22 protein-coding genes and 1 pseudogene are annotated in these 26,416 nt (G+C 59.8%); 7 read left to right on the forward strand and 16 right to left on the reverse strand.

Going from position 1 to position 26,416, the window contains the following annotated elements; translation table 11 throughout:
• Positions 1-15 precede the first annotated feature (15 nt).
• The 3 genes from WM40_RS11505 (at position 16) to WM40_RS11515 (ending at position 3,486) form a co-directional block, all read left to right on the forward strand.
• Positions 16-1,104 carry a porin gene (locus tag WM40_RS11505; protein ID WP_024903987.1) on the forward strand — a complete coding sequence of 363 codons (1,089 nt, stop codon included), beginning with the start codon at positions 16-18 and terminating at the stop codon, positions 1,102-1,104.
• Between the two features lie 82 nt (positions 1,105-1,186).
• Positions 1,187-2,935 (forward strand): tannase/feruloyl esterase family alpha/beta hydrolase, encoded by a 1,749-nt coding sequence (locus WM40_RS11510; RefSeq protein ID WP_157685775.1) that lies wholly within the window; start codon positions 1,187-1,189, stop codon positions 2,933-2,935.
• A 23-nt stretch (positions 2,936-2,958) separates the two neighbouring features.
• On the forward strand, positions 2,959-3,486 hold the full coding sequence (locus WM40_RS11515) for a DUF3237 domain-containing protein (protein WP_024905212.1): 528 nt from the start codon (positions 2,959-2,961) through the stop codon (positions 3,484-3,486).
• 57 nt (positions 3,487-3,543) lie between these two features.
• Here the strand turns inward: WM40_RS11515 and iolB are convergent, their stop codons facing one another.
• The 7 genes from iolB to WM40_RS11550 all read right to left on the reverse strand — a co-directional run bounded on the left by iolB (position 3,544) and on the right by WM40_RS11550 (position 12,349).
• On the reverse strand, positions 3,544-4,362 hold the full coding sequence (gene iolB, locus WM40_RS11520; RefSeq protein WP_024905213.1) for a 5-deoxy-glucuronate isomerase: 819 nt from the start codon (positions 4,360-4,362) through the stop codon (positions 3,544-3,546).
• Positions 4,359-5,264, reverse strand: coding sequence for a myo-inosose-2 dehydratase (iolE, locus tag WM40_RS11525; protein ID WP_024905214.1), 906 nt, complete (start codon positions 5,262-5,264; stop codon positions 4,359-4,361). Before iolE ends, iolB begins: the two co-directional genes overlap by 4 nt.
• 4 nt (positions 5,265-5,268) lie before the next feature.
• Positions 5,269-7,137, reverse strand: a complete 1,869-nt coding sequence (gene iolD, locus WM40_RS11530; RefSeq protein ID WP_236693476.1) for a 3D-(3,5/4)-trihydroxycyclohexane-1,2-dione acylhydrolase (decyclizing) — start codon at positions 7,135-7,137, stop codon at positions 5,269-5,271.
• Entirely contained in the window at positions 7,134-9,128 is a 1,995-nt protein-coding gene (locus WM40_RS11535) for a bifunctional 5-dehydro-2-deoxygluconokinase/5-dehydro-2-deoxyphosphogluconate aldolase (protein WP_024905215.1), read from the reverse strand. Before WM40_RS11535 ends, iolD begins: the two co-directional genes overlap by 4 nt.
• Positions 9,129-9,161: 33 nt before the next feature.
• Positions 9,162-9,971 (reverse strand): ATP-binding cassette domain-containing protein, encoded by an 810-nt coding sequence (locus WM40_RS11540; RefSeq protein WP_024905216.1) that lies wholly within the window; start codon positions 9,969-9,971, stop codon positions 9,162-9,164.
• Positions 9,972-9,985: 14 nt separating this feature from the next.
• On the reverse strand, positions 9,986-11,143 hold the full coding sequence (locus tag WM40_RS11545; RefSeq protein ID WP_046152925.1) for an ABC transporter permease: 1,158 nt from the start codon (positions 11,141-11,143) through the stop codon (positions 9,986-9,988).
• A 156-nt stretch (positions 11,144-11,299) separates the two neighbouring features.
• Positions 11,300-12,349, reverse strand: coding sequence for a sugar ABC transporter substrate-binding protein (locus WM40_RS11550; protein ID WP_024905218.1), 1,050 nt, complete (start codon positions 12,347-12,349; stop codon positions 11,300-11,302).
• Positions 12,350-12,543: 194 nt separating this feature from the next.
• On the opposite strand from WM40_RS11550, the gene WM40_RS11555 reads away from it, so the two are divergent.
• The 3 genes from WM40_RS11555 to WM40_RS11565 are packed head-to-tail and all read left to right on the forward strand — an operon-like array spanning position 12,544 to position 15,435.
• Positions 12,544-13,425 (forward strand): MurR/RpiR family transcriptional regulator, encoded by an 882-nt coding sequence (locus WM40_RS11555; protein WP_046152926.1) that lies wholly within the window; start codon positions 12,544-12,546, stop codon positions 13,423-13,425.
• On the forward strand, positions 13,415-14,419 hold the full coding sequence (gene iolG / locus WM40_RS11560; RefSeq protein ID WP_024905220.1) for an inositol 2-dehydrogenase: 1,005 nt from the start codon (positions 13,415-13,417) through the stop codon (positions 14,417-14,419). The genes WM40_RS11555 and iolG overlap by 11 nt, the downstream gene beginning before the upstream one ends.
• On the forward strand, positions 14,416-15,435 hold the full coding sequence (locus tag WM40_RS11565; RefSeq protein WP_024905221.1) for a Gfo/Idh/MocA family oxidoreductase: 1,020 nt from the start codon (positions 14,416-14,418) through the stop codon (positions 15,433-15,435). Before iolG ends, WM40_RS11565 begins: the two co-directional genes overlap by 4 nt.
• A gap of 157 nt (positions 15,436-15,592) precedes the next feature.
• Here WM40_RS11565 and WM40_RS11570 read toward each other — a convergent pair whose 3' ends face one another.
• Entirely contained in the window at positions 15,593-17,104 is a 1,512-nt protein-coding gene (locus WM40_RS11570) for a CoA-acylating methylmalonate-semialdehyde dehydrogenase (protein WP_046152927.1), read from the reverse strand.
• A gap of 94 nt (positions 17,105-17,198) precedes the next feature.
• Between WM40_RS11570 and WM40_RS11575 the strand changes: the two genes are divergently transcribed.
• Positions 17,199-18,173: a LysR family transcriptional regulator gene (locus WM40_RS11575; protein ID WP_024905223.1), complete on the forward strand. Its 975-nt coding sequence runs from the start codon at positions 17,199-17,201 to the stop codon at positions 18,171-18,173.
• Between the two features lie 99 nt (positions 18,174-18,272).
• Here WM40_RS11575 and WM40_RS11580 read toward each other — a convergent pair whose 3' ends face one another.
• The 8 genes and pseudogenes from WM40_RS11580 to WM40_RS11625 all read right to left on the reverse strand — a co-directional run bounded on the left by WM40_RS11580 (position 18,273) and on the right by WM40_RS11625 (position 26,376).
• Positions 18,273-19,058 carry an ABC transporter ATP-binding protein gene (locus WM40_RS11580; RefSeq protein ID WP_024905224.1) on the reverse strand — a complete coding sequence of 262 codons (786 nt, stop codon included), beginning with the start codon at positions 19,056-19,058 and terminating at the stop codon, positions 18,273-18,275.
• Positions 19,059-19,137: 79 nt separating this feature from the next.
• Entirely contained in the window at positions 19,138-19,998 is an 861-nt protein-coding gene (locus WM40_RS11585; RefSeq protein WP_081765147.1) for an ABC transporter permease, read from the reverse strand.
• Between the two features lie 73 nt (positions 19,999-20,071).
• Complete coding sequence (locus tag WM40_RS11590) at positions 20,072-20,893, reverse strand: ABC transporter permease (RefSeq protein ID WP_024905226.1); 822 nt, start codon at positions 20,891-20,893, stop codon at positions 20,072-20,074.
• A 92-nt stretch (positions 20,894-20,985) separates the two neighbouring features.
• On the reverse strand, positions 20,986-22,089 hold the full coding sequence (locus tag WM40_RS11595; RefSeq protein ID WP_046152928.1) for an ABC transporter substrate-binding protein: 1,104 nt from the start codon (positions 22,087-22,089) through the stop codon (positions 20,986-20,988).
• 176 nt (positions 22,090-22,265) lie between these two features.
• Positions 22,266-22,700, reverse strand: a pseudogene (locus tag WM40_RS11605) (nitrilotriacetate monooxygenase); the annotation flags it as partial.
• Between the two features lie 797 nt (positions 22,701-23,497).
• Positions 23,498-24,748, reverse strand: a complete 1,251-nt coding sequence (locus WM40_RS11615) for a type II toxin-antitoxin system HipA family toxin (protein ID WP_024905231.1) — start codon at positions 24,746-24,748, stop codon at positions 23,498-23,500.
• On the reverse strand, positions 24,741-24,998 hold the full coding sequence (locus WM40_RS11620; protein ID WP_024905232.1) for a helix-turn-helix domain-containing protein: 258 nt from the start codon (positions 24,996-24,998) through the stop codon (positions 24,741-24,743). The genes WM40_RS11615 and WM40_RS11620 overlap by 8 nt, the downstream gene beginning before the upstream one ends.
• 382 nt (positions 24,999-25,380) lie before the next feature.
• Complete coding sequence (locus WM40_RS11625) at positions 25,381-26,376, reverse strand: N-carbamoyl-D-amino-acid hydrolase (RefSeq protein WP_024905233.1); 996 nt, start codon at positions 26,374-26,376, stop codon at positions 25,381-25,383.
• Positions 26,377-26,416 lie beyond the last annotated feature (40 nt).

Genomic DNA, 26,416 nt, shown 5'->3' on the forward strand with positions numbered 1-26,416 from the left:
GAGATTGGAGACAGCATGAAGAAACTCGTCTGCATCGCGGCCTGTGCGATCGGCAGCGTCGCGCACGCGCAAAGCAACGTGACGTTGTACGGGGTCGTCGATGGCGGCCTGCTTTACCAGAACAAGAACGGCGGTCCGGGAGCGGGCGGTCCGACTTCTCATAGCAGCTTTCTGTTCAGCTCGGGAGGCAATACGAGCAATCGCTTCGGATTGCTCGGCATCGAGGATCTTGGCGGCGGCCTGAAGGCTGGCTTCCAGTTGGAAGGGCAGTTCAGTCTCGGCACGGGCGCGCTGTCGGCAACCAATACGTTGTTCGGCCATTATGCAAACGTGTTTTTGCGCACGCCGTACGGCCAGGTGACCGCAGGTTTGCAGCAAGATCCCGCGTATTACGCATTCGGTCGTGTCGACCCGCGCGACCTGAAGCAGGCGTTCAGCGCGGCCGGCTTCTGGAATTTCAACGAAGGCAGGAGCACGAGCTCAGCTGTCACCGTGTATGAATCCAATTCACTCGCGTATACGTATCGCACTGATAGCGTCTACGCTGGCGTGCTGTACCACTTCGGCAACCAGTCCGGCAGCCTTGCGCAAGGGCAGACGGTGTCGGCCGGCGCTGCCTATACGGGCGACCCGCTGATCGCCGAGGTGGCATACGTGCAGAAGAACGACACGACCGGCACGCGTGACCTGCGTGTATGGTCGCTCGGTGGCGGCTACCGGCTTGGCACGGTCACGCTGAAGGCGGCGTGGACCGACTACGACCAGCCGTTGGGCAATGCCATTTCACAGTTCGGGGTGACGGGTCCGTCCGACATCCGCGTGCTCCAAGCGGGCGCTAACTGGAATGTGACGCCCGCGACGCGGCTGACACTCGCCTACTACTGGGCCGAGGATCGGAAGAACACGCAGAATGCGACCACCACCGTCGTGTTGAGCGATGATTATCTGCTGTCGAAGGCGACCAGCGTATACGGCTATGTTGGTTGGATGAATGCGAAGAAAGGCGCGAATGGGCTAACGAATCTGATGACCGCATCGCTGACGGGCGGCGTGGCAGGACAGAACACGACGGCAGTCGGCGTCGGCATCTCGCATAAGTTCTGACCACGCGTAGCGGCACAATGCAACCACGCACGCAGTGGTCGCGTGCGTAACGACGACAAGCGGGAGACGACACGAAATGCAGATGGATCACGATAACGCGGTGCATCGCCCGGGTGGCGCCGGCGTAGCGAAAGTATCGGCCGGCAAGGTTGCATGGATGGTCGTGCTGGCCGCTGGCGTGGCTGGCTATTCGGGGGCGGCCCTGTCGGCATCGGCATCGTCCGGCTCGGCTTCGTCGGTCGCGCGGCGCGACGCCGATAGTAGCGCACAGATGTGCGCGCGCCTTGCTGAAAGCGCGATACCCGATGGCACGGTCACGTCGGCGAAATGGGTCGACGCGGTCAACGGCAAGCCTTCCGAGACGCTACCGGCGCATTGCCTCGTCGAGGGCGTGCTCGCGTCGCGCACCGGCCGGCCCGCGCCGGTCACGGTGAACGGCGCCGCTTCGACCAATGCGCAATACGGCATTCACTTCCAATTGCGTTTGCCGCTCGTATGGGCGGGACGCTTCTTCTACCAGGGCGGCGGCGGTAGTGATGGCGTGGTGCTGCCGGCTACCGGCACGATCCCGTCGTGGCGAGACGGTCCGCGTGCATTGGCGCGCGGCTTTGCCGTCGTCAGTTCCGATGCCGGCCACACCGCCGACCAGAACGTCGGCTTCGGTGTTGATCCCCAGGCACGTGTGGATTACGGCTATGCATCGATCGGCCCGGTCACGCGCGCCGCGAAGCAATTGATTGGCGCATTCTACGGCATCGGGCCGAAGCATTCCTATTTCGCCGGCTGCTCGAAAGGCGGCCAGGAAGCGATGGAAGCGATGCAGCGCTATGGCAGCGAATACGATGGCATCATCGCAGGTGATCCTGGTTTCCGCTTACCGCACGCGGCCATCGCGCAGGTTGCCGACACGCAGGCTTTCTCCCGCGCCGCGCCGCGCGCCTCGGACGGGCGTGTGTTGCTCGGCCAGGCGTTCTCGAATGCGGATCTTAATCTCGTCGCCACGGCCGCGCGCGCGCGCTGCGGCAACAGCGACGGCTTCGATTACCGGCCGGACACCTGCCGGTTCGATCCGGTGGAACTGCAGTGCCGGGCGGGTCAGACCGAGCAGTGCTTGCGCCCGGCGCAGGTTACCGCGCTGCACGAGGTGTTCGATGGTGCGAAATCATCCGATGGTCGCCCGTTGTATGCGCGCTGGCCGTATGACTCGGGGATTGGTAGTGCGAACTGGCGTCAATGGAAGCTGGGTGACAGCACGAATCCGTCGCTCGCCGAAACGCTGGGTGCTGGATCGATGCAGTACGTGTTCTCGACGCCGCCCCGCGATACGTTTGATATCCAGACGGTGTCGCTCGACGATCTCGATCGTTCAATCTACCGGAAGACCCCGGAATATCCGCAGTCGTCCGTCGAATTCATGGACGCTGATTCACTTGATCTCGACGGTTTCAGGGCGCGTGGCGGCAAGCTGTTGATGTATCACGGCGGCAGCGATCCGGTGTTCTCCGTGCTGGATTCCATCGACTACTATCGGCGGCTTTCCGAAAAATACCGTGCACGCGCCGATGCATTCGCGCGCCTGTACATCGTGCCGGGCATGAACCATTGCGCGGGTGGCGACTATGCGCTCGACAGCTTTGATTCGCTTGCGGCGATAGTGGGCTGGGTCGAGCGTGGCACCCCGCCGGGTGCGCTCGTCGCGCATGCGGGTAGTCAGTCCGGGTCGCAGTTGCCGGCCGGGATGACGCGTCCACTGTGCCCCTATCCGCAGACCGCGCGATATGTGAAAGGTGACGTGAACGATGCGTCGAGTTTTGTGTGCGTCGGGTCGTGAGCGCGATGAACAGGAGACATGCGATGAAAACGACTTGGTTGAAACCGCGGGGGTTGGCCGTCTTGCTGATGCTGGTATCCGTGGCGGCCGCCCAGGCGGCCGATATACCGTCACCGCCGCCGGAGCATCCCCCTTCGACCGAACTCGTGATGGAAATCACCTGTGATCTCGCGCCGACGATGTCACTCGGTGAATCGCCGATCGGTGAGCGGCGGATGGTGCCCATCGTCGGTGGCACGTTCACCGGCCCGCATATTCACGGAACCGTGCTGGCGGGTGGGGCGGATCGGCAACTGGTGCGTCGCGACGGCTACAAGCAACTATCCGCCACCTATGAGTTGAAGACCGACGACGGTGCAGTGATCAGCGTGTCGAATCACGTACTTGCGCCGCCGCAGCGTGCGCCCGGCCAGGCTGTGTTCTCGAATCTGGATCTGATTGCGCCGTCGGGGCGGTACGGTTGGATCAACGAGGGCGTGTATGTCGGAACGCTCGACAGCCTGCGTCCGGCACGCGATGCGGTGCTGATTCGCGTGTATCGACTTAAGTAGGCTTTTCGCGGCCGGACGATTCGCGACGATTGCCGCCCCGCATTGCCGGGGCATTGATCAGGTGTCGCTGTTGCCGCGCGCGTCGCGTTCGGCGATCCATGCGTGCGTCGGATCGTTCTTGAAGTGCCAGGTGCGCTTGTCGCCGGCCATGACATTCAGGTAGTAGTTGTCATAGCCGTACGGCACCACCACGGGATGATAGCCGCGCGGCACCATCACCACGTCATGATCTTCCACGGCCATCGTTTCGTCGAGGTCGCGCTGGTCGGTGTAGACGCGCTGAAACGCGAAGCCTTGCGGCGGATTCAGCCGGTGGTAATAGGTTTCCTCGAGCGCGCTTTCCACCGGCACGTTGTCCTGGTCGTGCTTGTGCGGTGGGTAGCTCGATGCGTGCCCGCCAGGCGTCTTCACTTCCACGACGAGCAATCCCTCGGCGGGCTCGGTCTGCGGGAGAATATCGCAGATATAGCGTGTATTCGCCCCTTTGCCGCGCGTCGAGCGGCTCATGTGCGACGGATCGATAAGGCGTGGGGGATACATGCCGGTCGCGGGCGCGCTCGCGACACCGATCTCGGCGTGGCGCGACGCGTGCACGGTAGCCGTCAAGGTGGGCGGTAGATAGACCGCGTACGGTGCGGTGTCCTCGAACACGCTGTCGCGCGTGCCGATGTTTTCCCAGCGGTGCATGCCCGCCTCGATCGTCACCGTGCCTGACAAGACCACGATGCACATCTCACGCGCCGTCTCGTAGAGTGACAGGCTCTCGCCGGGTGCAAGCCGGTAGGCCGCAAAACCGACATGTTTCCACGCCGCGCTTTGCGGTGTCACGCACGCGATGGTCTTGCCGTCGCGTGAAGCCTTCACGAGTAGGTTCATGCTGCCTCCTTCGAATGGGAATCGACGAGCGCGCGCAAAGTGTCATACCCCTTTTGCGCGAAGGCGTAGCTCGGCGCGATGACCGGGTCCTGCTCGGCCTCCACCACCAGCCAGCCGCGGTATCCGTGCTTTTTGAGGCGTGCGATGAGCGCGGGGAAGTCGATGTCGCCGTCGCCCGGAACCGTGAACGCGCCGTTGACCACGGCTTCCAGAAAACTCCAGTTGCGATTGCGTGCCAGCTTGACGACCTCGGTGCGCACGTCCTTGCAGTGGACGTGGCATACGCGTGCGACATGGCGATCCAGCACGGCGAGCGGATCTCCCCCGGCGAATGTGATGTGTCCCGCATCAAACAGGAGGCCCACCGTATCGTCGGTCAGGCTCATCAGCCGATCCACGTCGTCGGGGGTTTCGATATAGGCGCCCATGTGATGATGGTAAGCGACGCGTACACCGTGCGAGAGGGTGTAGGCCGCGAACGTGTCGAGGCGCTCGGCGTACGTGTCCCATTGCGCATCGGTAAAAAAGCGTGGGCGTTTATAAAGTGGTTGTGGCGCACCTTGGATCGAATGGGCGACCTCGCCATACACCATTACTCGCGCGCCGTTCTTCGCCAGCAGAGCCAGATGAGGGCCGACCGCTTCTATTTCCGCCTCGGCGCTGCGCTCGGCGAGGCGCCCCGAGTACCAGCCCGAGACGAGCGCGAGATCGTATGCGTCAAGCAGCGTCTTCAGGGCATGCGGTTCGCGCGGAAACTTGTTGCCGAGCTCAAAACCGTCATAACCGATCCGCCGGCCTTCGGTCAGCGCCGTGGCGAGTGGCGTTTCACCACCGAGCGAAGGCAGGTCGTCGTTCATCCACGACAGCGGATTGATGCCGATGCGTACGTCGAATCTGCTCATGGTGTTAGTCCTTTTTGCGTCCGCGTGCTGCAACGGCGCGTTCGTAGATCTCGCGTGCCTGGTTTACCGAGGCCCGTGCCGAGACCTCCGGCACCGCGACTTCCCACCACCAGCCTCCTTCCTCCGTCGGACGTGCCGGGTCCGTGTCGATGCTGATGAGATAGCTGTAATGTGCGGCGCGTGCGCGTCGCATGGCGGCTTCGAGTTGGCTGATGTTGGAGACGTGTTCGGCGCTCGCGCCGAGCGCGCGGGCATGCATTGCGAAATCGATGAAGGGCGCGCCGTCCGGTCCTTGTCTGCAGTCGTCGATAAGATTGTTGAACGGGGCGCCGCCGCACGCCTGTTGCAGCCGGTTGATGCAACCATAGCCGCGGTTGTCGAGTAGCACCACGATCAGCTTGCATCCGAGCATTACGGACGTGGCCAGCTCGCTGTTCATCATCAGATAGCTGCCGTCGCCCACGATCACGATCACTTCGCGGTCCGGCCGCGCGAGCTTCACGCCGAGGCCCCCCGCGATCTCATAGCCCATGCAGGAGTAACCATATTCGACGTGGTAAGCGCCGGCCACGCCCGCGCGCCAGAGTTTCTGCAGATCGGCGGGAAGTGTGCCGGCCGCACACACCACGATGTCGTTGACGGGCGACTCGGCGTGCGAGCGCTGCACCGCGCCGATCACGTCGGCTTCGCGCGGCAGCGCGTGGTCTGCGGGGGGCGTGCCGGTGACGCGAGCTACGGTGGCGCGCCAATCGCCGGCCAGGGCCTTCGCGCTGGTGGTCCACTGTGGCGCGGCACGCCAGTCCCCGAGCGCGGCGCTCAGCGCATCGAGCGCGGGTGCCGCGTCGCTTTCCACGGCGATGCTGCCTTGCTTCAACGCATCCAATCCATTCGCATTGACCGCGACGATGCGCGCTTGGGAGAAAAGCGTATTCGAGCCGGTGGTGAAATCCTGTAGTCGTGAGCCGACGGCGAGCACGCTGTCTGCCGTATTGGCGAGATCGTTCGCTGCCGCCGAACCGGTTACGCCGATGCCGCCCACGTTCAGCGGGTGATCCCATGCGAGCGCACTTTTTCCCGCCTGTGTTTCCGCGACGGGCACGCCATGGCGCTCCGCGAAGCGCCGAAGCGCCGCGCTTGCGTCGCCATACAGCACGCCCCCGCCCGCGATGATCAGCGGCGTGTACGCTTCACGCAAGGCGTGCGCGGCCGCATCGATTTCATGTGCGACCGGCGCCGGGGCATGGAAGGATATCGTGCGTGGTGCGAAAAACGCGAGCGGATAGTCGTAGGCCATTGCTTGCACGTCCTGCGGCAGGGCAAGCGTTACCGGCCCGCACAGCGCCGCGTCGGTCAGCACGCGAATCGCGCGCGGTAGCGCACTCAGCAATTGCGCCGGATGCATGATGCGGTCGAAGTAGCGCGACACCGGTTTGAGGGCATCGTTGGCCGAGATGCCGCCGTCGTGCGTGTCCTCTATCTGTTGCAAGACGGGGTCGGGGGCACGCGAGACGAATATGTCGCCCGGCAATAGCAAGACCGGCAATCGGTTCACATGCGCGAGTGCCGCCGCGGTCACGAGATTGGTGGCGCCTGGCCCGATGGAGGTGGTGACCGCCATCATGCGCTGGCGGAAATGCGCCTTTGCATAGGCGATGGCACTATGCGCCATCGCCTGTTCGTTATGCGCCCGATAGGTCGGCAGGGTGTCGCGCGCTGCGTATAACGCCTCGCCGATGCCTGCCACATTGCCGTGTCCGAAGATCGCGAAGACGCCGCCGAAGAGCGGTTCGCCCGTGGCCACCCGCAACGCCGCGATATAGCGCACGAGCGCCTGGGCGGTGGTGAGTCGGACCGTCGTTGCCTGCGCGCTCATGCTGCCTGCTCCTGACGTCGTGGCATTCCGGGTGCGCGGACCTTCCGCCATGCGTCGACCAGCGTTTGGAACGTATGCCGTACCTGCGCGATCAGTTCGCGGTCGTCGATTTCGCCGGCGAGCCATGCGCGGCTGGGATCATGAAAGATGGTCCGTCCGACCGTGAAGCCACGGCATGTCGCGGATGCCGCCGCCGCCACGAATGCCTCGCCTAACTGCTCGACTGGCGCCGACAGCCCGAGTAGCACCACGCCCTGGCAGGCAGGGTCGCGCTCGGCGATCAGTGCGTCGATGGCCTGCCATTGCGTCGCGCTCATGGACTCCAGCTTCCACCAATCCGGATAGATGCCGAGGTTATAGAGGCGCTTGAGCGCACGATAAACGCTGTCCTCCTCGGCGATCGGTCCGGTTTTCGGCACGATCACTTCGAGCAGCAACGCGTGACCGCTTGCCTGCGTCGCGTCATAAAGGGCGCGGATCTGCGCTTCCTGTTCGAGCCGCACATCATGGGGATGGTCGGGATGAAACTGCACGAGACATTTGACGATATGCTCGCGCGGCCAATCGGCCAGCGTCGTGCCGATCGAGCGACCTTGGTCGAATACGAGCGGCAGCGACCCTGGCATCTCCACGGGTCGCGCGATCCACCATCCGCGCCCGGTCGCCGCGTTGAGGGCATCCTGACCATAGCGCCCGTCGATCAGCACGCCGATGCGCCCTGCGAGTCCGCATTGTTGCTCGGTCTCGGCCACCGCCTCGACGAAGAGGCGCTTGAGTGTCGCGATACGCTCCTCGCCCGCGCCGCTCTGCTGTGCGAGTTCGAAGAATTGCGGACGATGATCGAAGGCGAAGCCAAGCACTTCGTCCCATTGCCTGCGTGCGGGACTGGTGCGATGCAGGCGCGCGAGGTGGGCATCGCGGTCCGGACGACGCATGCGTTCAGGCTCACGGCTCGCGGCGTCGAGGAAATAATCGAGTTCCGCGGACGTGGGCATGGCCGGCGCGCATCCATGGCGTGACACCACCAATGCGCCGCAGGCGTTGGCGGTGCGTGCGCACGCCTCGGGTGACGCGTCACGCAGCCATTTGGAAAGAAAGCCCGCGGCGAACGCGTCACCCGCACCCAGCACATTCAGCACTTCCACCTGCACACCGCGATGGATCAGTGTGGCGTCGAGTGTCGGCGGCACCGCGCCGTCGATGATCGAGCAGCCGAGCGGTCCCCGCTTGACCACGAGCGTGGCGCCGGTCACACGCCGTACGGCCGCGAGGGAGTCGACGAGGTCGTCGTGTCCTCCTGCGATGCGAAACTCTTCCTCGGTGCCGATCACGAGATCCATCAGCGGCAGGATGCCTTGCAGATGCGCGGTCACGCCTTCGTTCGCGATAAAGCGTGTTTCGCCATCCGCTTTGCCGGTCAGCCCCCACAACACCGGCCTGTAGTCGATATCGAGTATGGTACGCACGTCGTTGCGGTGCGCGTATTCGAGGGCACGGCGGCTCGTGCGGTTAACCTGCGGCGTGGAGAAGTGCGTGCCCGTGATCAGCAGCGATTTCGCGGACGCGATGAATGCTTCGTCGACGTCGCTTTCATCTACCGCCATGTCGGCGCAGTTTTCGCGATAGAACACGAGCGGAAAGGTGTCGCGGTCTTCGATGCCTAGGAGCACGAGCGCCGTAAGCCGTTCGGGATCCACCTTGATGTAGCGCGTGTCGCAGCCTTCGCGCTGGAGTGTCTCCAGGAGGAAGCGGCCCATATGGTCGTCACCGACGCGCGTGAGCATTGCCGATTTCAGGCCAAGTCGCGCCGCGCCAAACGCGATGTTCGCCGATGAACCGCCGAGATACTTCGCGAACGTCGAGACGTCTTCGAGACGCGCACCAACCTGCTGTGCATAAAGGTCGACGCCAAGTCGACCCAGGCAGATGATGTCGAGCGCGCGGTGACGGTCAAAATGGATTTCAGCGCGTGATTCGTTTTTCACTGACATGTCGCGTTCCGGTGCGTAATCCTTGTTCAACGGTCAGACCGTCGCCCCTTCCAGTTCTTCGATCATCCGCTGCATTTCGGCACCTCCCGCCATCATGTCGAGCACTTCGTTCTTCGTGATGGTGTCCTTGGTGAACGTGCCGAGCGAGCGCCCGCGATTGAGCAGCGTGAAGGAATCGCCAATCGGATAGGCATGGTGCACGTTGTGGGTGATGAAAATCACGGAGATGCCTTTGGCGCGCGCCGCATGGATCAGCCGCAGCACGTTGAAACTCTGCTTCACGCCGAGTGCGGCAGTGGGTTCGTCGAGGATCAGTACGCGCGCGCCGAAGTGGATCGCGCGTGCAATCGCCAAGCACTGCTTTTCGCCGCCGGACATGGTGCCGATGGGTTGATGCGGGTCGCGTACGTGGATGCCCATTTCGGCAAGCTTCGCGCGAGCGGTTTCGGCGGCAAGATCAAGGTCCATCACGTTGAAGAGGCCGAGATATTTTCTTTGTGGTTCACGGCCCATGAAGAAATTGCGCGCTACGGACAGGAGCGGCACGAGCGCGAGATCCTGGTAGACAGTCGCGATGCCTAAGTCCAGCGCCTCCTTGGGGGACTGGAACATCACCGGCTTGCCATCGACGAGATACTGGCCGGAGGAGGGCGCATGCACGCCGGCGAGCATCTTGATCAGCGTGGACTTGCCAGCGCCGTTGTCGCCGAGCAGGCAATGCACTTCTCCCCGCCGCAGATGCAAGGTGACGCCATTGAGTGCGATGACCTTCCCGAAGAACTTGCTGACGTTGTCAAGCGCAAGAATGACATCGTCGCTTGGCGTGAAAGAGTCGGTGGACATGACGATTTCCTCGCTCATTGTGCCTGCGACACGCGGCGGCGCACGTAGTGGTTGAAAAGCACGGCGAGCAGCAGCATCACGCCCAGGAACACACGGAACCAGTCGGAACTGACGTTCGTATAGGTGATGCCGATCTGCACGACGCCAAAGATCAGCGCGCCAAAGCATGCCCCGATGACCGACCCATAGCCGCCCGTGAGCAGCGTGCCGCCGATGACGGCAGCGATGATGGCTTCGAACTCCTTTTGCAAGCCGCGATCGGCGGCGGCCGAGCCGATATCGCATACCTGGAGCACGGCGAACAGGCATGCGCAGAAGGCGGTCAGCACGAAGAGGGAGATTTTCACGCGCTTGACCGGTATGCCCACGTTCTTTGCCGCATTGGCGTCGCCACCCACCGAGAGAATCCAGTTGCCGTAGCGCGTCTTGGCAAGCACGAAGGCGCTGACCGCTGCAAGCGCGAACCACCAGAGAAGCACTTTTGGAATGCCTGGCACGAGTGGCTCGCCATTATCAAGCAATTGAAGCAGGCCCATGTGGGCGAGCGCCGTGAAAAAGCCGTGGAACGCGACGCCATGAAAAAGCGTGTTTGTGATCCGGTCCGCCTGTGCGATGTCGCCGACGCCCGAGACGATGGTGCGGTCAGCGAACAAGATGGAAAGCGCGAGCGTGAGGCCGCGCAGGATAAAGAGAAACGCGAGCGTCACAATGAACGACGGCAGGCGCGTCTTCATCACGATATAGCCGTTGAGCGCACCGAGCAGCATGGAGGCAATGAACGCGAAGAGGATCGCGAGTGAGATCGGCCAATGGAAGTACACCGAGGGAATCGCGACCATCATGCCGCTAAAGCCGATCATCGATCCGATGGAGAGATCGAATTCTCCTGCGATCATCAAAAGGCATGCACCTACCGCAAGCAGCCCGAGATAGGCGGCGACCTGCGACCAGTTCATCACGCCATCGAGATTGAACATGCCCGAACTGCCTGCCCCGAACCCGAATATCGCAAAGACGAGCACGGTGCCGGAGATGGCGGCGAATTCGGGGCGATTCAGCAGATGGCCGAACCACGATTCGCGCCGGACGCGCTCGTCGTCCTGCGCGTCTTTTTCAACCACCCCGGACGACTTTGGGTACCGGGGAGGGTAATGTTTGCCGGCTAAGCCCATGATGGCTCCTTGAAACCTATTCAATGCGGTGCGTTGATACGCGCGCGCCAGCCATGCCTCTCGGCATGGGAATCAGGCGTGCGGTTGCAGCGGATGCGACGCGCGTTCGAGGACGGCCCGGGCTCGCGTTTTTCCGGCAACGGACGGATCAACCGGTCAGCGGTACTGGCCCGCATATTTCAGTACCTTGTCGATATTCTCTTTCGTGATGAAACCCGGGCCCGAACGGATGTTCTTCGGCCCATATGACGGTTGCAGGCCATAAGTCGCCAGGCGCGCCTGGAATTTCGGATTCGCCTCGAGAATCTGGCGGATCTTTACCGGATCAGTGGTCTTGTCTTTTTTCACGATGGCCAGCACCGCAACCGGAATGTAGCCTTGCAGATAGGGCTGCTGGTCGATGGCGAACTGGATCGTGCCGGCCTGGATGGCTTTGGCGATATCGTCGGAGAAGTCGAAGGTGGCGAACCAGATCTTGTTGGCAAGGCCCATTTGTTGCACGGCTTTGAGGGTGGCTGCGGCCGGTGTGGGTCCGAGCGTCAGGATGGCCTGCGTGTTCGGATGGTTGCGCAGGTACGCGCTCACCTTGGACTGGATTTCGGTTGGGTCCTGGCCGGAATCGAGCGTGGCGGGCCTGTAGTCCACACCGATCGCGTCGGCAAAGCCACGACAGCGATCGAATGACACGACGTTGGTGGCGAGGTGGTTCACGCACAGGAACGATTTGATGCCGGCCGCTTTCGCCCTTTCGCCGGCCGCTTTGCCCGCCACGTATTCCGGCTGGCCGACGTGCATGATGGCACCCAGCTGCGCGCTCTGTTCCTCGGTGCCCGAATTGATCGTGACCAGCGGAATTTTTTTCGCCGTTACTTTGTTTATCGAACTTTTCAGCACGTCGTAGTCTGCGATCGTGCTGATCACGCCGTCGTAGTTGCGTGCCGCCGACTGCTCGATCAGACGTGCCATGTCGGCGAGGTCGCCATTCGGCGGGTTACGGTAGTCGGTCTGGACGTTGAAGTCTTCATCCGCCTGCTTGATGGCGTTCTTGATGGTGTTCCACCACGAGTCCGAGTCGGGCGCGTGGCTGATCAGGACGAACTTCGCGTCGGCGGCCGTTGCCGTCGGCGAGGTTATTGCCGCTGCGCCGCACAACGCGACGGCAGCCGCCAGCGCACGGAGCGCAGCCCGGCCGTTGCAGAATGTCATTTGTCTCCACCTGTTTCGGTTGTCTTTTTAATGGAACGGTCGATGTGTCCGCGAGGCCGTTCACGACCAAGAGTAGGGCAACGGTGACGGCTTTGCAATAGGAAGTTTAACCATCTCATAAATAGAAAATACGTTCCATTTGCGCTGCGACTTCCCTATACTTCCGAGCATCGTTGCAATTTTGAGAAAGCACCATGCAGGAAGAGAACGGAGCGGAGCAATTGGGCGTCGACGAACTGATGCAGCGCATCACGGCAGCATTCGACACCTTGCCGCGCCAGTTGAAGAGCGTCGCGACCTATATCGACCAGCACCGCGCGAACGTGATGATGGATCGCACGAGCGACATTGCGACGGCGTGTGACGTGCACCCGTCCGCCGTGGTGCGGTTTGCCCAACGTTTCGGGTTTTCCGGCTTCTCGGATCTTCAGGCGGTGTTTCGCCAGGCGTACACGGGGCAAGGGGGGGGCGCACAGAGTTACCAGCAGCGCATCCGCAAACTCATCAACGAGAAACCCGGCAAGCTTTCATGCGTGGCCGTGGCGCGTGAGTTCATCGAGGCGTCTCGTAGCGGGCTGGGAGAACTTGAGGCGGGTCTCGACGACAAGCAGTTCGAGGCTGCCGTGGAAATGCTCCGGCAAGCGGAAAACATCTACGTGGTCGGGGTGCGGCGCTCGTTTCCGGTGGCAACCTACATCGTTTACGCATTGCAGCACACGAAGAAGCGTGTGCATTTGATCTCCGGTTTTGGCGGCATGTATCGCGAGCAGATCCGCAGCGTGAGAAAAGGCGACGTGGTGATTGCCATCAGTTTCGCGCCCTACGGCAAGGAGACGCAGTACTGCGTGCGCGCGGCGCAGCATCATGGCGCCCGCACGCTTGTCATCACCGACAGCCAGCTTTCGCCGCTCGCGCGTCACGCGAGCGCGTATTTGTTCGTGAAGGAAGGTAGCGCGTTCGCGTTCCGTTCCCTCACGAGCACGATCTGCCTGTGCCAGGCGCTTTTCATTGCGCTTGCGTACCGGCTCGAGTTGAACGTGGAAGAATCCAAGGAGACCGGCGGCTATGACGATTGATGTGGCGGTGTTCGGGGCGGGGCGGATTGGTACGATCCATGCGGCGAATCTCGCGCGCCAGCCGGGCGTAAGGCTTAAATACGTGGTGGATGTGAACAGCGCCGCCGCCGCGACGCTCGCCGCTCGACACGGCGCGCGGGTTGCCGATAGGGACGGGGCCATGGGCGATGCCGCGATCGGCGCGACGGTGATCTGTTCCAGTACCGATACGCACGCCGACCTGATCCTGCAATCGGCGGCGCAGGGGAAGCATGTTTTCTGTGAGAAGCCGGTGGATCTCACGCTCGCGCGTGCGCGAGCGTGTGCCGATGCGGTCGCGCAGGCCGGCGTCGTGTGCATGATCGGTTTTCAGCGCCGCTTCGATCCGACATTTTCCGCCCTCAAGGCACGCGTAGACGCGGGCGAGATCGGCGTGCCGGAAATGCTGGTGGTGACGAGCCGCGATCCGGGTGCGCCGCCGGTCGATTACCTCCGCCATTCTGGTGGCATCTTCAAGGACATGCTGATCCATGACTTCGACATTTTCCGCTGGATGCTCGACGATGAAGCCGATACGTTGCACGCAACCGGCAGTTGCCTGACCGATCCGGCCATTGCCGCGGTGGGCGATATCGACTCCGCGGCAGTCACGATTCGCACGAAACGCGGGCGTTTGTGCCAGATCAATACGACGCGGCGGGCGGCCTACGGCTACGATCAGCGCTTTGAACTGCTTGGTAGCGAGGGCATGCTGCAGGCAGGCAACGTGCGACCGACCGAAGTGACGGCGTACACGAAGCAGGCGGTATCGAATGACGTGCCCGAGGCGTTCTTCCTCGAACGTTATCGCGCCGCGTACGCCCTCGAAATCGCGCATTTCCTTGACGCCGTGACGACGGCCAAGCCCGTGCGCACGACCGTTGCGGACGGTATGAAAGCGCTTGAACTTGCCGAAGCCGCGACGCTTTCCTGGAAGGAAGGCCGCATCGTCACGTTTGGGGAGCGCGCGGTATGAGCGTGCCCGTTCAGGTTGGCATTGTCGGGCTAGGACGGCTCGGTCGACGCCACGCGGAAAACCTTGCCTGGCAGGTGCCGGGCGCGGTGCTGGCGGCCGCATGCAGCCCGTTGCAGGAGGAACGTGAGTGGGCAAGCGCGAATCTGCCCGTGCTTCGGCTTTACAGTGATTATGCCGCACTGCTCGCCGACGACGAGATCGACGCTGTCTGGCTCGTCACACCGACGTCACTACATCCGGCGCAGATCATCGACGCCTTGCGCGCGGGCAAGCATGTCTTCTGCGAAAAGCCGCTCTCGCTTGATCTCGCCGACTGCAACCTTGTGATAGCGGAGCATGCACGGCATCCTCATCTCCAGGTGATGATCGGCTTTGTGCGGCGGTTCGATCCGAGCTACCGCGACGCTTTCGAGAAGCTCGGGCAGGGTATGATCGGCCGGCCATTCATGGTGCGCTCGCAAACGTGCGACAAGAATGATCCCGATGGATTTTTCGTGCGCTTCGCACCGACCTCGGGAGGACTGTTTCTCGACTGCAGCGTCCACGACATCGATCTGGTGCGCTGGCTACTCGGTAATCCAAAGCCGACACGCGTTTTCGCGAGCGGGACGATCGCCTTGCACGAGGGTCTGCGCGAATGCGGCGATATCGACAATGGTGTGGGTGTCTGCGAGTTTGAAGACGGGAAATTGGCGGTGTTCTATGCTTCGCGGACGATGTCGCACGGGCACGATGCACAAACGGAGATCATCGGCACGGGTGGAGTGCTTGCTGTGGGACACAATCCCCGGGCCAATCGCGTGGAGATTGCCGACGAGCATGGTGTGCGCAACGAATGTACGCCGACCTTCTTCGAACGTTTCGAGGCTGCCTTCTTGCACGAGGCGCGGGCGTTCATCGGCGCATTGCGGGGCGGCCCCGCGACAGGCCTCACGCTGGATGACGCGCGTGAGGCCACCCGTATCGGCATTGCGTTGCGTGAGGCGTTGCAAGGTGGACAAGTGGTGCGGCTTTAGGGCGAGGGCTTCATGTACCGTGCATACTTCTGCGCACCGCCCTTGTAAGTTGGGGGCAGAGGTAATGCCCATCTATGTCGGGCGCGGGCGCGATACGTGACGGCGGCGCCGACCGATCCGGGCCGGCGCTCGAAACGCGACGTGTTACGTCGATCTATTATTTCGAGATTGGCATGGCGAACTCGGCGCCTTTCCCGATGCTCTCCGGCCAGCGTTGGAGGATCGACTTTTGCTTCGTGTAGAAGCGTACGCCTTCTTCCCCATACGCATGCATGTCGCCGAACAGGCTGCGTTTCCAGCCACCAAAGCCGTGCCACGCCATGGGAACCGGAATAGGGACGTTGATCCCGACCATGCCAACCTGAATCTGCCGCCCGAATTCGCGCGCGATATTCCCGTCGCGGGTATAGCATGCCACGCCGTTGCCAAATTCATGATTATTGACGAGCGCCACTGCCGCCGCAAAATCCTTGACCCGTACACATGCCAGGACCGGGCCGAAAATCTCTTCCTTATAAATCCGCATTTCCGGGGTGACATGGTCAAAAAGAGTGCCTCCGGTAAAGAAACCTTCCTCCCGGCCAGCTACTTTCAGCCCGCGTCCATCGACGACAAGTTGCGCGCCTTCTTGCACACCGATGTCGATGTAACTCTCTATGCGTTCGAGCGCCTGCCGCGTGACCACCGGTCCCATTTCCGCGTCGGGTGCCATGCCGTCCTTGACGACCAGGTTACGCGCGCGGTCGGCCAGGCGCGGCATGACTTTGTCGGCAACGTCGCCGACCAGGACGGCCACTGAAATCGCCATGCATCGTTCCCCGGCCGAGCCATAGGCTGCGCCAATCAAACCGTCGATTGCTTGGTCCAGGTCGGCGTCAGGCATCACCACCATATGATTCTTGGCACCACCCAGGGCTTGAACGCGTTTGCCGTTTTTTGCACCGGTTTCATAGATATGATTCGCAATCGGCGTCGAGCCGACGAAACTCACTGCGTGAACCTCCGGGTGCTGCAAGAGAGCATCGACGACCGTTTTGTCGCCTTGCACGACATTGAATACGCCGTCCGGAAGCCCAGCTTCTTTCAGCAATCGCGCCATGAAAATAGCCGCTGACGGGTCGCGCTCGCTGGGCTTCAGAATAAATGTGTTGCCGGTGGCGATGGCGACCGGATACATCCAGCAAGGTACCATGCAAGGGAAATTGAACGGTGTGATGCCGGCAACCACGCCGAGAGGCTGTCGCACCGTCCAGTTATCCATGCCCGTGGATACTTGCTCGGTATAGTCCCCCTTCAACAATTGCGGGATGCCGCATGCGAATTCGATGATGTCGATGCCGCGCGTGACTTCTCCCTGTGCGTCTGAAAAAACCTTGCCGTGTTCGGCGGTGATGATGGCTGCCAATTCGTCCTTATGCTGATTCATCAACGCGAGAAATGCGAGCATGACGCGTGCGCGGCGAATTGGCGGCACGTCGGCCCACTTGGGGAAGGCCGCTTTTGCAGCTGCCACGGCGGCGTCGACATCGGCGGTGTCGCCGAGCAAGAGTTTTCGGTGTGATTGGCCGGTCGCGGGGTTGAAAACGGGTTGCGTCCGAGTGCCTGCACCACGAACCTCGACGCCCCCAATGAAATGCGTGACGTCGGCGGTTGCCTGATAACTTTGCATGTGACACCTTTCGGGTTGACTGTTCAGTATTGGTAGTCTATGACCGAAAAACCAGGCCGAAAAGCGGCGTTTTCAAAACACATTGTTTTTTCCTATGAACAATCGCGTGAATGAAATGGCAAGTGTCGAAGGTCTTTGGGTCCATCTTCACTGGCTTGTGGTACTCAGTGAGCAGGGATCGTACACCCGGGCCGCCGCACGGTTGCACGTCAGCAAAGCCGCCATGAGCCAGAAAATCGCCGAGTTGGAGCGTGCCGCGGGTATCGCGCTGGTGCAACGAACCACGCGTAGCGTGCGATTCACCGATGCGGGCGAGCGACTGGTGGAAAGCACGAAATCGCAGTTCGAGGAAATTGCCTCACACTTTTTGAACGTGCGGGAGATGGCGGGCGTGGCGCGAGGGGTGATAAGGGTGACCGCGCCGGTGGCATTCGCCCGTCAGCAACTGGTGCCGAAAATGGCGTCGTTCCTGCGGGAAAATCCCGAGGTGAAAGTGGAGCTTGAAGTCTCGGATCGACTCAGCGCGATTTCGACGGAAGGGTTCGACCTGGCGGTCCGTCATAGCGCGCACGTCCCGGATACGCATGTCGCCCTGAAACTTTGTGAGACGAAATCGGTGATTGTGGCAACGCGGGAATACCTGGAGCAAAAAGGACGTCCTGAGCATCCCGGTGATTTGGCCCGGCATGACTGCCTGTTTTACCTTCGTGCGCGCGGACCCACCGAGTGGGCATTTCAACCGAAATCGGAGAAACGAACCCCGGAGTCGGTTCACGTGGTAAAAGTGGACGGCGCATTTGCGGCAAATAACAGTGAGTCGCTACGCGATGCGGCGCTTGACGGTCTTGGTATCGCGCTGCTTCCGGATTTCACGGCGCAAGCGGCAATACGGGATGGACGGCTGCAGATATTGCTCGATGACTGGTATCTGACCAATGCCTTTGCCGACCAGTTATTCGTCGTAAGACCTTACGCGTCACAGGTTCCAAGAGCCATCGATTTATTCACGACCTATCTTCGCGAGACGTTTGTCGGTGGTTTTCCCTTGCGCTACGGCACATTGCCCTGACTTTGAGGACGCCTGTGTTCGGTGCGGCAACGGGGACACGCGTGCGGCAAGTTCGTCGCCGGTGTCAACGGGTCGTTCGAGCGGTGCGGGTGCGACAACTCAGGCTTCGCTGAAATCCGACAGAATGTCTTCGCGAATACGGCTTACAAGCGGATGTGTGCGCTGTCTTGGGCGGGGCAGCTTGATGTCGACGATTCGCGCGATATGCCCCGGGTGGGGCTTCATGACCACGACTCTGTCAGCAAGAAAGACAGCTTCGTCGACATCGTGCGTGACGAGAACCATGGTGATGTTTCCCGCTTCCCATATACGTTGCAGTTCCTGTTGCATCCGCGCGCGCGTGAGTGCATCCAGTGCGCCGAAAGGTTCATCGAGAAGCAATAGCTTGGGGCGATTGACCAGGCCGCGCGCGATTGCCACACGCTGCGCCATGCCGCCCGATAACTGATTCGGAAAATGGTGTGCGTACCCTTTGAGTCCGACGAGTTCGATATGCTCGGCCACCGTCTTCTGTTTTGTTTCTCGCGACAAGCCGGCATTGCGCAACGCCACCGCGATATTCTGTTCAACGGTGCGCCAGGGAAAGAGCCGATGGTCTTGAAACACGATTCCGCGCTCTAGCGACGTGTCGCGGACCGGTGCGCCATTGAACGTTATATCGCCATCGTATTCGGTATCAAGACCTGCCACCAGCCGCAGCAGGGTTGACTTGCCACAGCCGCTCGCGCCAACAATCGCGATGCATTCTCCCTGTTGGACATGCAAATTCACGCTATCCAATACGGGGTGTGCGCTCCGGGTATCGAAGCGTTTGGAGACGTGCGAAAGGGCTAACAGCGCCTCGGACGGCGTCGGGCTGGCGGACGATAAAGTATTGGATGACATGGATGGCGTGTGTGTCGACGAAGAGGTGGTGGATCGATGTGTCTCACGCAAGACAATCAAGCGTCAGATGGTGATCAGTCTATGGTTGCGATGAGGTCGGATGTTGCCAGGCGAAGCGGCGCTGAATGAAACGCGCGATCGCGTTGAGAAGCGCGCCAATGACACCGACGACGAGCACGCCGAAGAGCACCATATCCATGCGGAAATGCTCGCTCCCATCCACTAACAGATTGCCGATCCCACTTCCCGCGACCAAGAGGTACTCGGCACCCAATGTGGCCAGCCAGGAATAGATTAGCGCCAGATAAATACCTGTGAAAATGGACGAGGATGCGCTCGGCAGCACGACGTACACCATCGTTTGCCATGGTCGATAGCGGAAGACGCGAGCGACCTCGCGCTGTTCGACTGGGATCGCGCGAATGCCGTCGGCGGTATGAACGGCAACAGGAACCAAGGCCGCGAGCGATAAAAAGACGACCTTGGCCGCATCGCCCAATCCGAACCATACCGATATCAACGGTATCCATGCGAAAAGCGATACTTGCTTGAAAGCATTAAACGACGGAGAAATCACGCGGTCCGTCCATTTCGAGATGCCGATTGACACACCGAGCAACAGACCCAGCGCCGCGCCGATGGCAAAGCCGGTGAACTCACGTGCTAGGGACGCCGACAGCGCCCGTGCAAGGGCGCCTGAGCGTACTTGTTCGACACCGGTACGCCAGACCTGAGCCGGCGATACGGCTATTCCGTGAGGCGCTAGCGAATCCGGGACGACAATGAACCAAACCGCGAGGAGGGCGACCGGAAGGACCCAGGCCCGCCATGCTGCTCGCCGTGCAATTGCGTTCCTCGCGCGACTGCCTGACGCTGACGCACGCGCAGACAGGGTGTTTGGCAGTTCGGCGATGACGGATGTATCGGAGGGCGGTGGCATGACGTCAGGCCTCGTATGGACTAATACGTATTGAAATTACTTACCCGGAGTGGCTGGTGTAACAACGGCTTGTCTAACCGCGGTGTAGTTTGCTTTCCAAGACTGTCAGCAGGCGGTCCGCGCAATAGCCGATCAGCGCAATGATCAACACCGATGCAAGCACCAGATCGAGTTGGAACAACTGACGCCCATAACCGACCAGATAGCCTAAGCCGGATGACGCGGCGAGCATTTCGACAACGACCAGAGCCAGCCATGCCTTCGTAAACGCCAGTCGGATGCCGGTGCCGATTACGGGCGCTGCCGCCGGCAATATCACCGATATGATGGTTTGCCAGCGTGATAACCGAAACGTCCGCGCCACTTCCATCAATCCTTTCGGTGGTTCACGGAAACCTTGCAAGGTACTCAATGTGACGGGGACGAACGCTGCGTGTGCGATCAATAGGTATTTCAGCGGCTCGCCGATGCCGACCAGCAGCATCAGAAAGGGCAACCAGCCAAGCAACGGAATTTGCACGATGGCATTGAAGGTGGGTAATACGTATGTCTCGGCGACCCGTGATAAACCGAGTATGGCCCCGAGTGCCAACCCACCGGCGACGCCAAGCCCGAATCCGATAGCGATGCGGGTCAGGCTCGCGCTCACATTGGTCCATAGATCGCCGCTGTATGCCATATCGTGAAGCGTCGCAATCACCAGGGCCGGTGGTGGCAGGATCTGCTGCGAAATCCATCCCTGCTCAGAACCGAGAACCCAGAGCAATACCGCCACGCCCGGAAGCAGCCATGGGGCGAGATGCCAGGCCAGCCGCAGGGGTGACGGACCTTCAGTACGTTCCTGGGATCGTTTGGTCGCTATCGGCAGAACGGCGCGAATACGGGCATTAGCCATCAAGGGAAACTCCGTGAAAGCAGCATTCAGCTATCGTGATGGAGAGCGGATTGTGTACTGATGGATCAAGGGCCGGCCGTGGCATCGGTCGATCATCCAGGAATAACCTTGCCATTGGTGTCGTAGCGTGGCCATTCCTTCTGGAGCTGCAACGTTTGCAAGGCATGGTCGAGATATTTTGTTTCGAACCATCCATCCACCTTGACAGGCGTCCGGATCAGGTGCAATGCGAGCGCTTCATCCGCGACCTTTTGGTAACGTGAGATGTAGAAAGGATCAATCAGGGGAGACGCTCTTTCCTTTAGTTGTTGACCTTTGAATTCGTCTTCCCAGGAACTCACAGGGGTGCCGCTATTTGCCCATAGCACGAAGAGTGCCGCCCGATTCCGCTCATCGGAGGTCCACTGCGCGGCCTGAACGAACGCGGTAACCACTGCTTGCACGACATCCGGATGCGCTTGCTCGAATTCTGGCAGAACAAGCAAGTGCGATTGACGGGTGTATTGCGGGCCGGCCTCTCGAGAGGAATAGATGATCTTCGCCAAACCTTGGCGTTGCAAAGTAAACAACGTGTAGTCCAGGAATGCCGCATCCACGCCCTTGGCGACCAATGCCGCTTGCGCGGCCGATGTATCCAGATTGATGACATGCAGGTCACGTTCACTTAAGCCATTGGCTTTCAATACGTTATCCGCGACTAATTGGGCATTGGTACCTCTGAAAAGCGCGACGTTCTTACCTTTGAGGTCCTTCACGGTCTTGATATCGGAACCGGGCGGTACCGCCAGATAGATGCCGGTACGAACACCGTTGGCGACGATGATATGACTCTTTATCCCGTTCGCGCGGCCCAGCACGGCCGGTAAGTCGCCTTGGTCCGCGAAGTCGATCTGCTTGTTCGCCAATGCTTCATTGACCGCGGGTCCTGCTCCCTTGAAAAAAAACCATTTCACTTGAATGCCTTGTGCTTTCAGGGCATCTTCGTATCGACGCTGGATCCGGGCAGTGGCGTTGGGGGACCCGCCATACGTCGGAGGATCACCACTGCCCTGGGTTGCCACGCCAATCCGTACAACCAGAGAATCCGCGGCGAAAGTATTCGCGGTGCAAAAAGAAAGCGAAGCAAACAGCGTACTGTAGATGAGGCGCACGATGGCAGGTGAAAAAAGACGGCGAGTCGGCAGGCATGGTTTCATATAAAGCGGAACCTATTTTGGCTTACGGAAAAATGGGCGTATCTTGAGGAATGCGCTTTCCAGAAGCCGATGGCATTGGCAAAACGCTCGAATGACGTGTTACTGTCTCTTGTCAACTGACATTCAGGCAACGCGGCGTTGTTCGTATCGAATGCCGGGGTGTGGCAGGCCAAGATTGCAACGAAGATGACCTCCGCGGTTTCCGCAGCGCGTTCCCGGCCGGCTTCCGATGCGCCTGCCTGAACGACCACGGGTGTACCCTGCGGTAAACGCGCGACGGTCAGCGGCCCGCGTACCTGAAAATACTTGCCCTAATAATTCAGGACATGCATTTTTTCCGTGTCGAAGTAGCGGCCGCTGTCTTTGTCGCGAAGAAAGGCATCGTCGTCCCAGTTGTTGATGCCGACATTATCGGCGAAAAATACCGCATCGAATTTGGCTCGTTCCGCTACGTTGGCCAATTCGGCGTAATGCGAAAAATCGAGGTCGCCCGCGTCGTCTGTCTGAGGGTGGCGCCAGGCGGCGATATGGTGCCCCGTTTCCATCAGGAAAGCGCCCAGTTTCATACGGCGCGGATTACTTGTCGACGCTGTGCTCACAATGTTTTCCATTTGTCTGATAAGAAACGGCGTTGCTGATGCATGGCGCTTTCTCAATGCTGGAACGATTGTGCGAGATTTTCGTGCGGATACCAAATAATCTATTTTGGTTTGCTTATCAGCTCATTGGCTCAAGGTGCATCCGGGGAGAAGACGCCGTGCGTGATGACTTCCCAATTTTTGTGTATCGATATATCAAATAGTCGTTTGGCGATGGGCGCATCCGTTCCGAAAAACGAAGTGTTCTGCCGAGAGCGAGCGATGCAGCATTGATTGGAAGACTGAATATGACGAAAAAAGATAAGGTTCGAATTCTAAGCGCAGCACGATTTCTTTGTTTGAATCCCGTGGGGCACTTGATACGGTAGCGTCTATTGTTCACAAGATCTTTTCGTCATCATGCGAGACAGAACCAATCTGGTGCGGCATCTGGAAATTACGAATCAAAGCAACAGGGGCAAGCGTGCGTTCGCCGCGCGACTCAACGCGACATTGAAACGTAGCGGTTTTACGTCGAGCAGGCTCGCAAAGGCGTTGCAGGTAGCGGAAAATGTTGTTGAATTCTGGAGAAGAGGCGTTGTTCTGCCGGATTCGAATGATTGTCGGCGGTTGTGCGAGATCCTTCAGCTCGACGTTTTATGGTTATGCGACGCCAGTGAAAACGTCCCACGGTTGAATGAGGTGGTGCATCGCGTGGTGGTGCGGAGATCAAACACAGCCTGAGCATGATATGGCATGCGTGGAGAGGCCCAGGGACGTCATGCAAGATGACAGTCAGCATGATGCGTATGTCACATGAGTGCGTGCCTTTATTGCAGCGAGAAGAGACCGCTGTTCCATTCCTCCTTCAGTCGTCGCATGAAGGTCGGCTCGACGCGATGACTTTGCTCGCGCGCGGTTTCCTCGACCGCCGTTGCAATTCGATCAAGTGTTGATTCAGCCTCATGCAGGCGAATGCCGCAATGGCGGTGTGCAAACTGCAAAAGGGTTTTTCTGGTCGGATAGCCAAGCGTCTTGTTCAACTTCAACGCGAGCTTTCTATCCGTCAACGTCCGGCCTGATTGCGGATCTTCGATATCATAGGCGCTGGTTGTCACGACGTCGTAGAGCGGAGACAACGCTGGCGCTGCGCCGTTTGGATGGTCGTACAGCAGGCCGAAATTCTTCAGGTGGGCATCGCCGTTCCTGACAAATATCGAGAGGGCGAGATAGTCGAAGTAGCGTCGCAGGCTTTCGGACGAATGCTCTTGGCAAGTCAGGGCGATCATCTCTGCGATCTGTTCGTAGGATCCTTGGTATTTCTGTAATGTGTTTTTGCGCAGCAGCACCGCCATGTCCTCAAAGCCGAGCTGTACCTTTTCTGGTCCAAGAAGATCGAAGCGGCGCATGACGAACAGTGAACCGTCATCGGATAGCCAGAAGTCCGGGACGCGCAGCCCGGCCTTTTTAGCCGCGCTCATGCAGAGAAATTCGTTTTGCGCGAGGCAGGGGTAGTCCTGCCCGGCCGATTTGACAATCAGGTCCGGCGTAATCGCGGTGGATCGTCCTGCCATATCACCATCGGTCGGTGCGGCAGGTATATTATTCAGCGCGTTTGCATCCGGGATCATGATTTTTGGCTGGAAACCCGATATGCCCGATGTGATGTAGGCATTCACCAGATATTCGAAGAGTTCCTCACTTGCGCCGGACGCGAGTAAGGTTTCCAGGCCAACTTCCGCATGGGTGTGCTGCCGCTCCGTGCCCGGCTCCGCATAGCGCAGCCGCCCAATCTGATTCGCGCCGGTGATGGCGAGCAAGCGCATGTCATCGAGGTCGAATACCTTGCCAAAGCGTTCCCATAACTTATCCGCCAGATAGCCTTCGGGCTTATTCATGGCAAAGATCGTTGGCAATACGGTGTCGGCGTAACTTTCGGCACGAAGCGGCATGATAAGCGACACTTCCCGCCTTTCATCCGACGTCGTGTAGTTGAACGCATAGCGTGACGCTTTATGCAGCTCGCCCGCGGAGCCTTGTGGCGTAGTCACGTTCAAAAGCTTGATTTTCGCGCTAAGCATCGTCGAGCTGTCCGATCTCGTCGTAATTGATTCGTGCCGTATCGATTCGCAACCCTTTTCTTAATCCCGACAGCGCAGCAAGAATGGTATGTAGGCCAACGTTTTCGCCTTTTTCGATCTGGCTTATTGTCTGCCTCGCAAGTCCTACTTTCTGGGCCAGTTGTTCCTGCGTCAACGCAAGCGCCTTGCGTTCTTTGCGAAAGCATTCGCCAAACTGTGCAGGCAAGACCGAGGTTGGAATGTACGCCATGGCTTACTTTTATCTTTTATTTTCTAAATATGTTATCTATAGGTTACATGAAATCCCGTGAGTGCAATAGTAAATGTTAGCTATATACGACAAATTGTGCTTTATATGAAAAAATGTCGGTTTTGGCGTACATCTTAGGGCATGGCGAAACAGTAACGTCATCGCGTCGGTTCCCCAATGCCTACGCCTACTCCAGACGGGTGCTTCGGTAATGATTCAAGACTGGCGAAAGGCGCGAACGTGCGACGCGCCTAGGTCACGATAACCGCTGGGCGGAAATAAAATGCCGGCGATAGTAGTGCGATGCTTAGCGTCGCGAAGAGGATTCAGCGGAATCGCGCGAGGGGGGTATGGATGCCAGTGAGGCCGCCCTGAGGGGGCGTTAGCTGTTGCCAGAAGGCGTCCACACTGGTGGCGCGACGCTTCCTGTCTGAGTGGTGATACGGCTATACGCTTCCAGACGGCGGTGTTGCGCAAAATTGAAAATCGTATTGCGGCCCAACTCACACATGCCGAGATCGCAATCGGCGACGATCACCTGATCCTCGCAACCGGTGGCCATCGCCATGATTTCCCCTTGCGGATTCACGATAATCGAGTGTCCCATCAATTCGAAGCCATCTTCGATACCGCCTTTCGCCACGCCCACGCCGAAAGTCGCATTCTGGTAACAGCCGGCCTGAATGGATAGTTGCGAGTGAAAATTGCGCAGATAGTGGGCCTCAAAACCGCGGTTCTCCTGGTTCATCGCGGGAGTGTTGTAGCCGAGCATGACCAGTTCGACCATTTGCAAACCAAGCTCGCGCCACGCTTCAGGCCAACGTCGGTCATTGCACAGCAGCATCCCCAGGTTCACGCCGTCGACATTCCCGACCGGTGCGCGTATGACCGGATACCCCAGATTGCCCACTTCGAAATAGCGCTTCTCCAGATGCTGCACTTTTCGAATCTGGGAGAACTCCTTGTGCCCCGGCAGATGCACCTTGCGATATTTCAAAACGATCTCGCCGTTTGGCGCGATGATGACCGACGTATTGAAGCGGCGCTTACGTACCACGCCTGTTTCATCAGCCTCATGCGCGATCTCCGCGTAGCCGAGATAGCAGGTCATCTGATAGCGACGGATCGCATCAAACAGAGGTTGGGTGGCAGGCGAGGGGAGGGTCTCTTCGTACCAGTGATCGGCTTCATCCAGGTCCTCGACGTACCATCGCGGAAAAAACGTCGTGAGCGCGAGTTCGGGGAACACCACCACATTGGCACCACGCCGGTGCGCATTTTCCAGTAGCGCAATCATGCGCGCGACAACGGATTCACGGGTGTCTGCTCTTTGGATTGCGCCGAGTTGCGCCGCGGCGACAGTGATGAGACGTGTCATATTATCTGAAAGCGGTTAAGTGACGTTAAAGTACGCGTGA

Origin of the sequence: Robbsia andropogonis (assembly GCF_000970345.1) — a bacterium.
GTDB classification, from domain to species: domain Bacteria; phylum Pseudomonadota; class Gammaproteobacteria; order Burkholderiales; family Burkholderiaceae; genus Robbsia; species Robbsia andropogonis.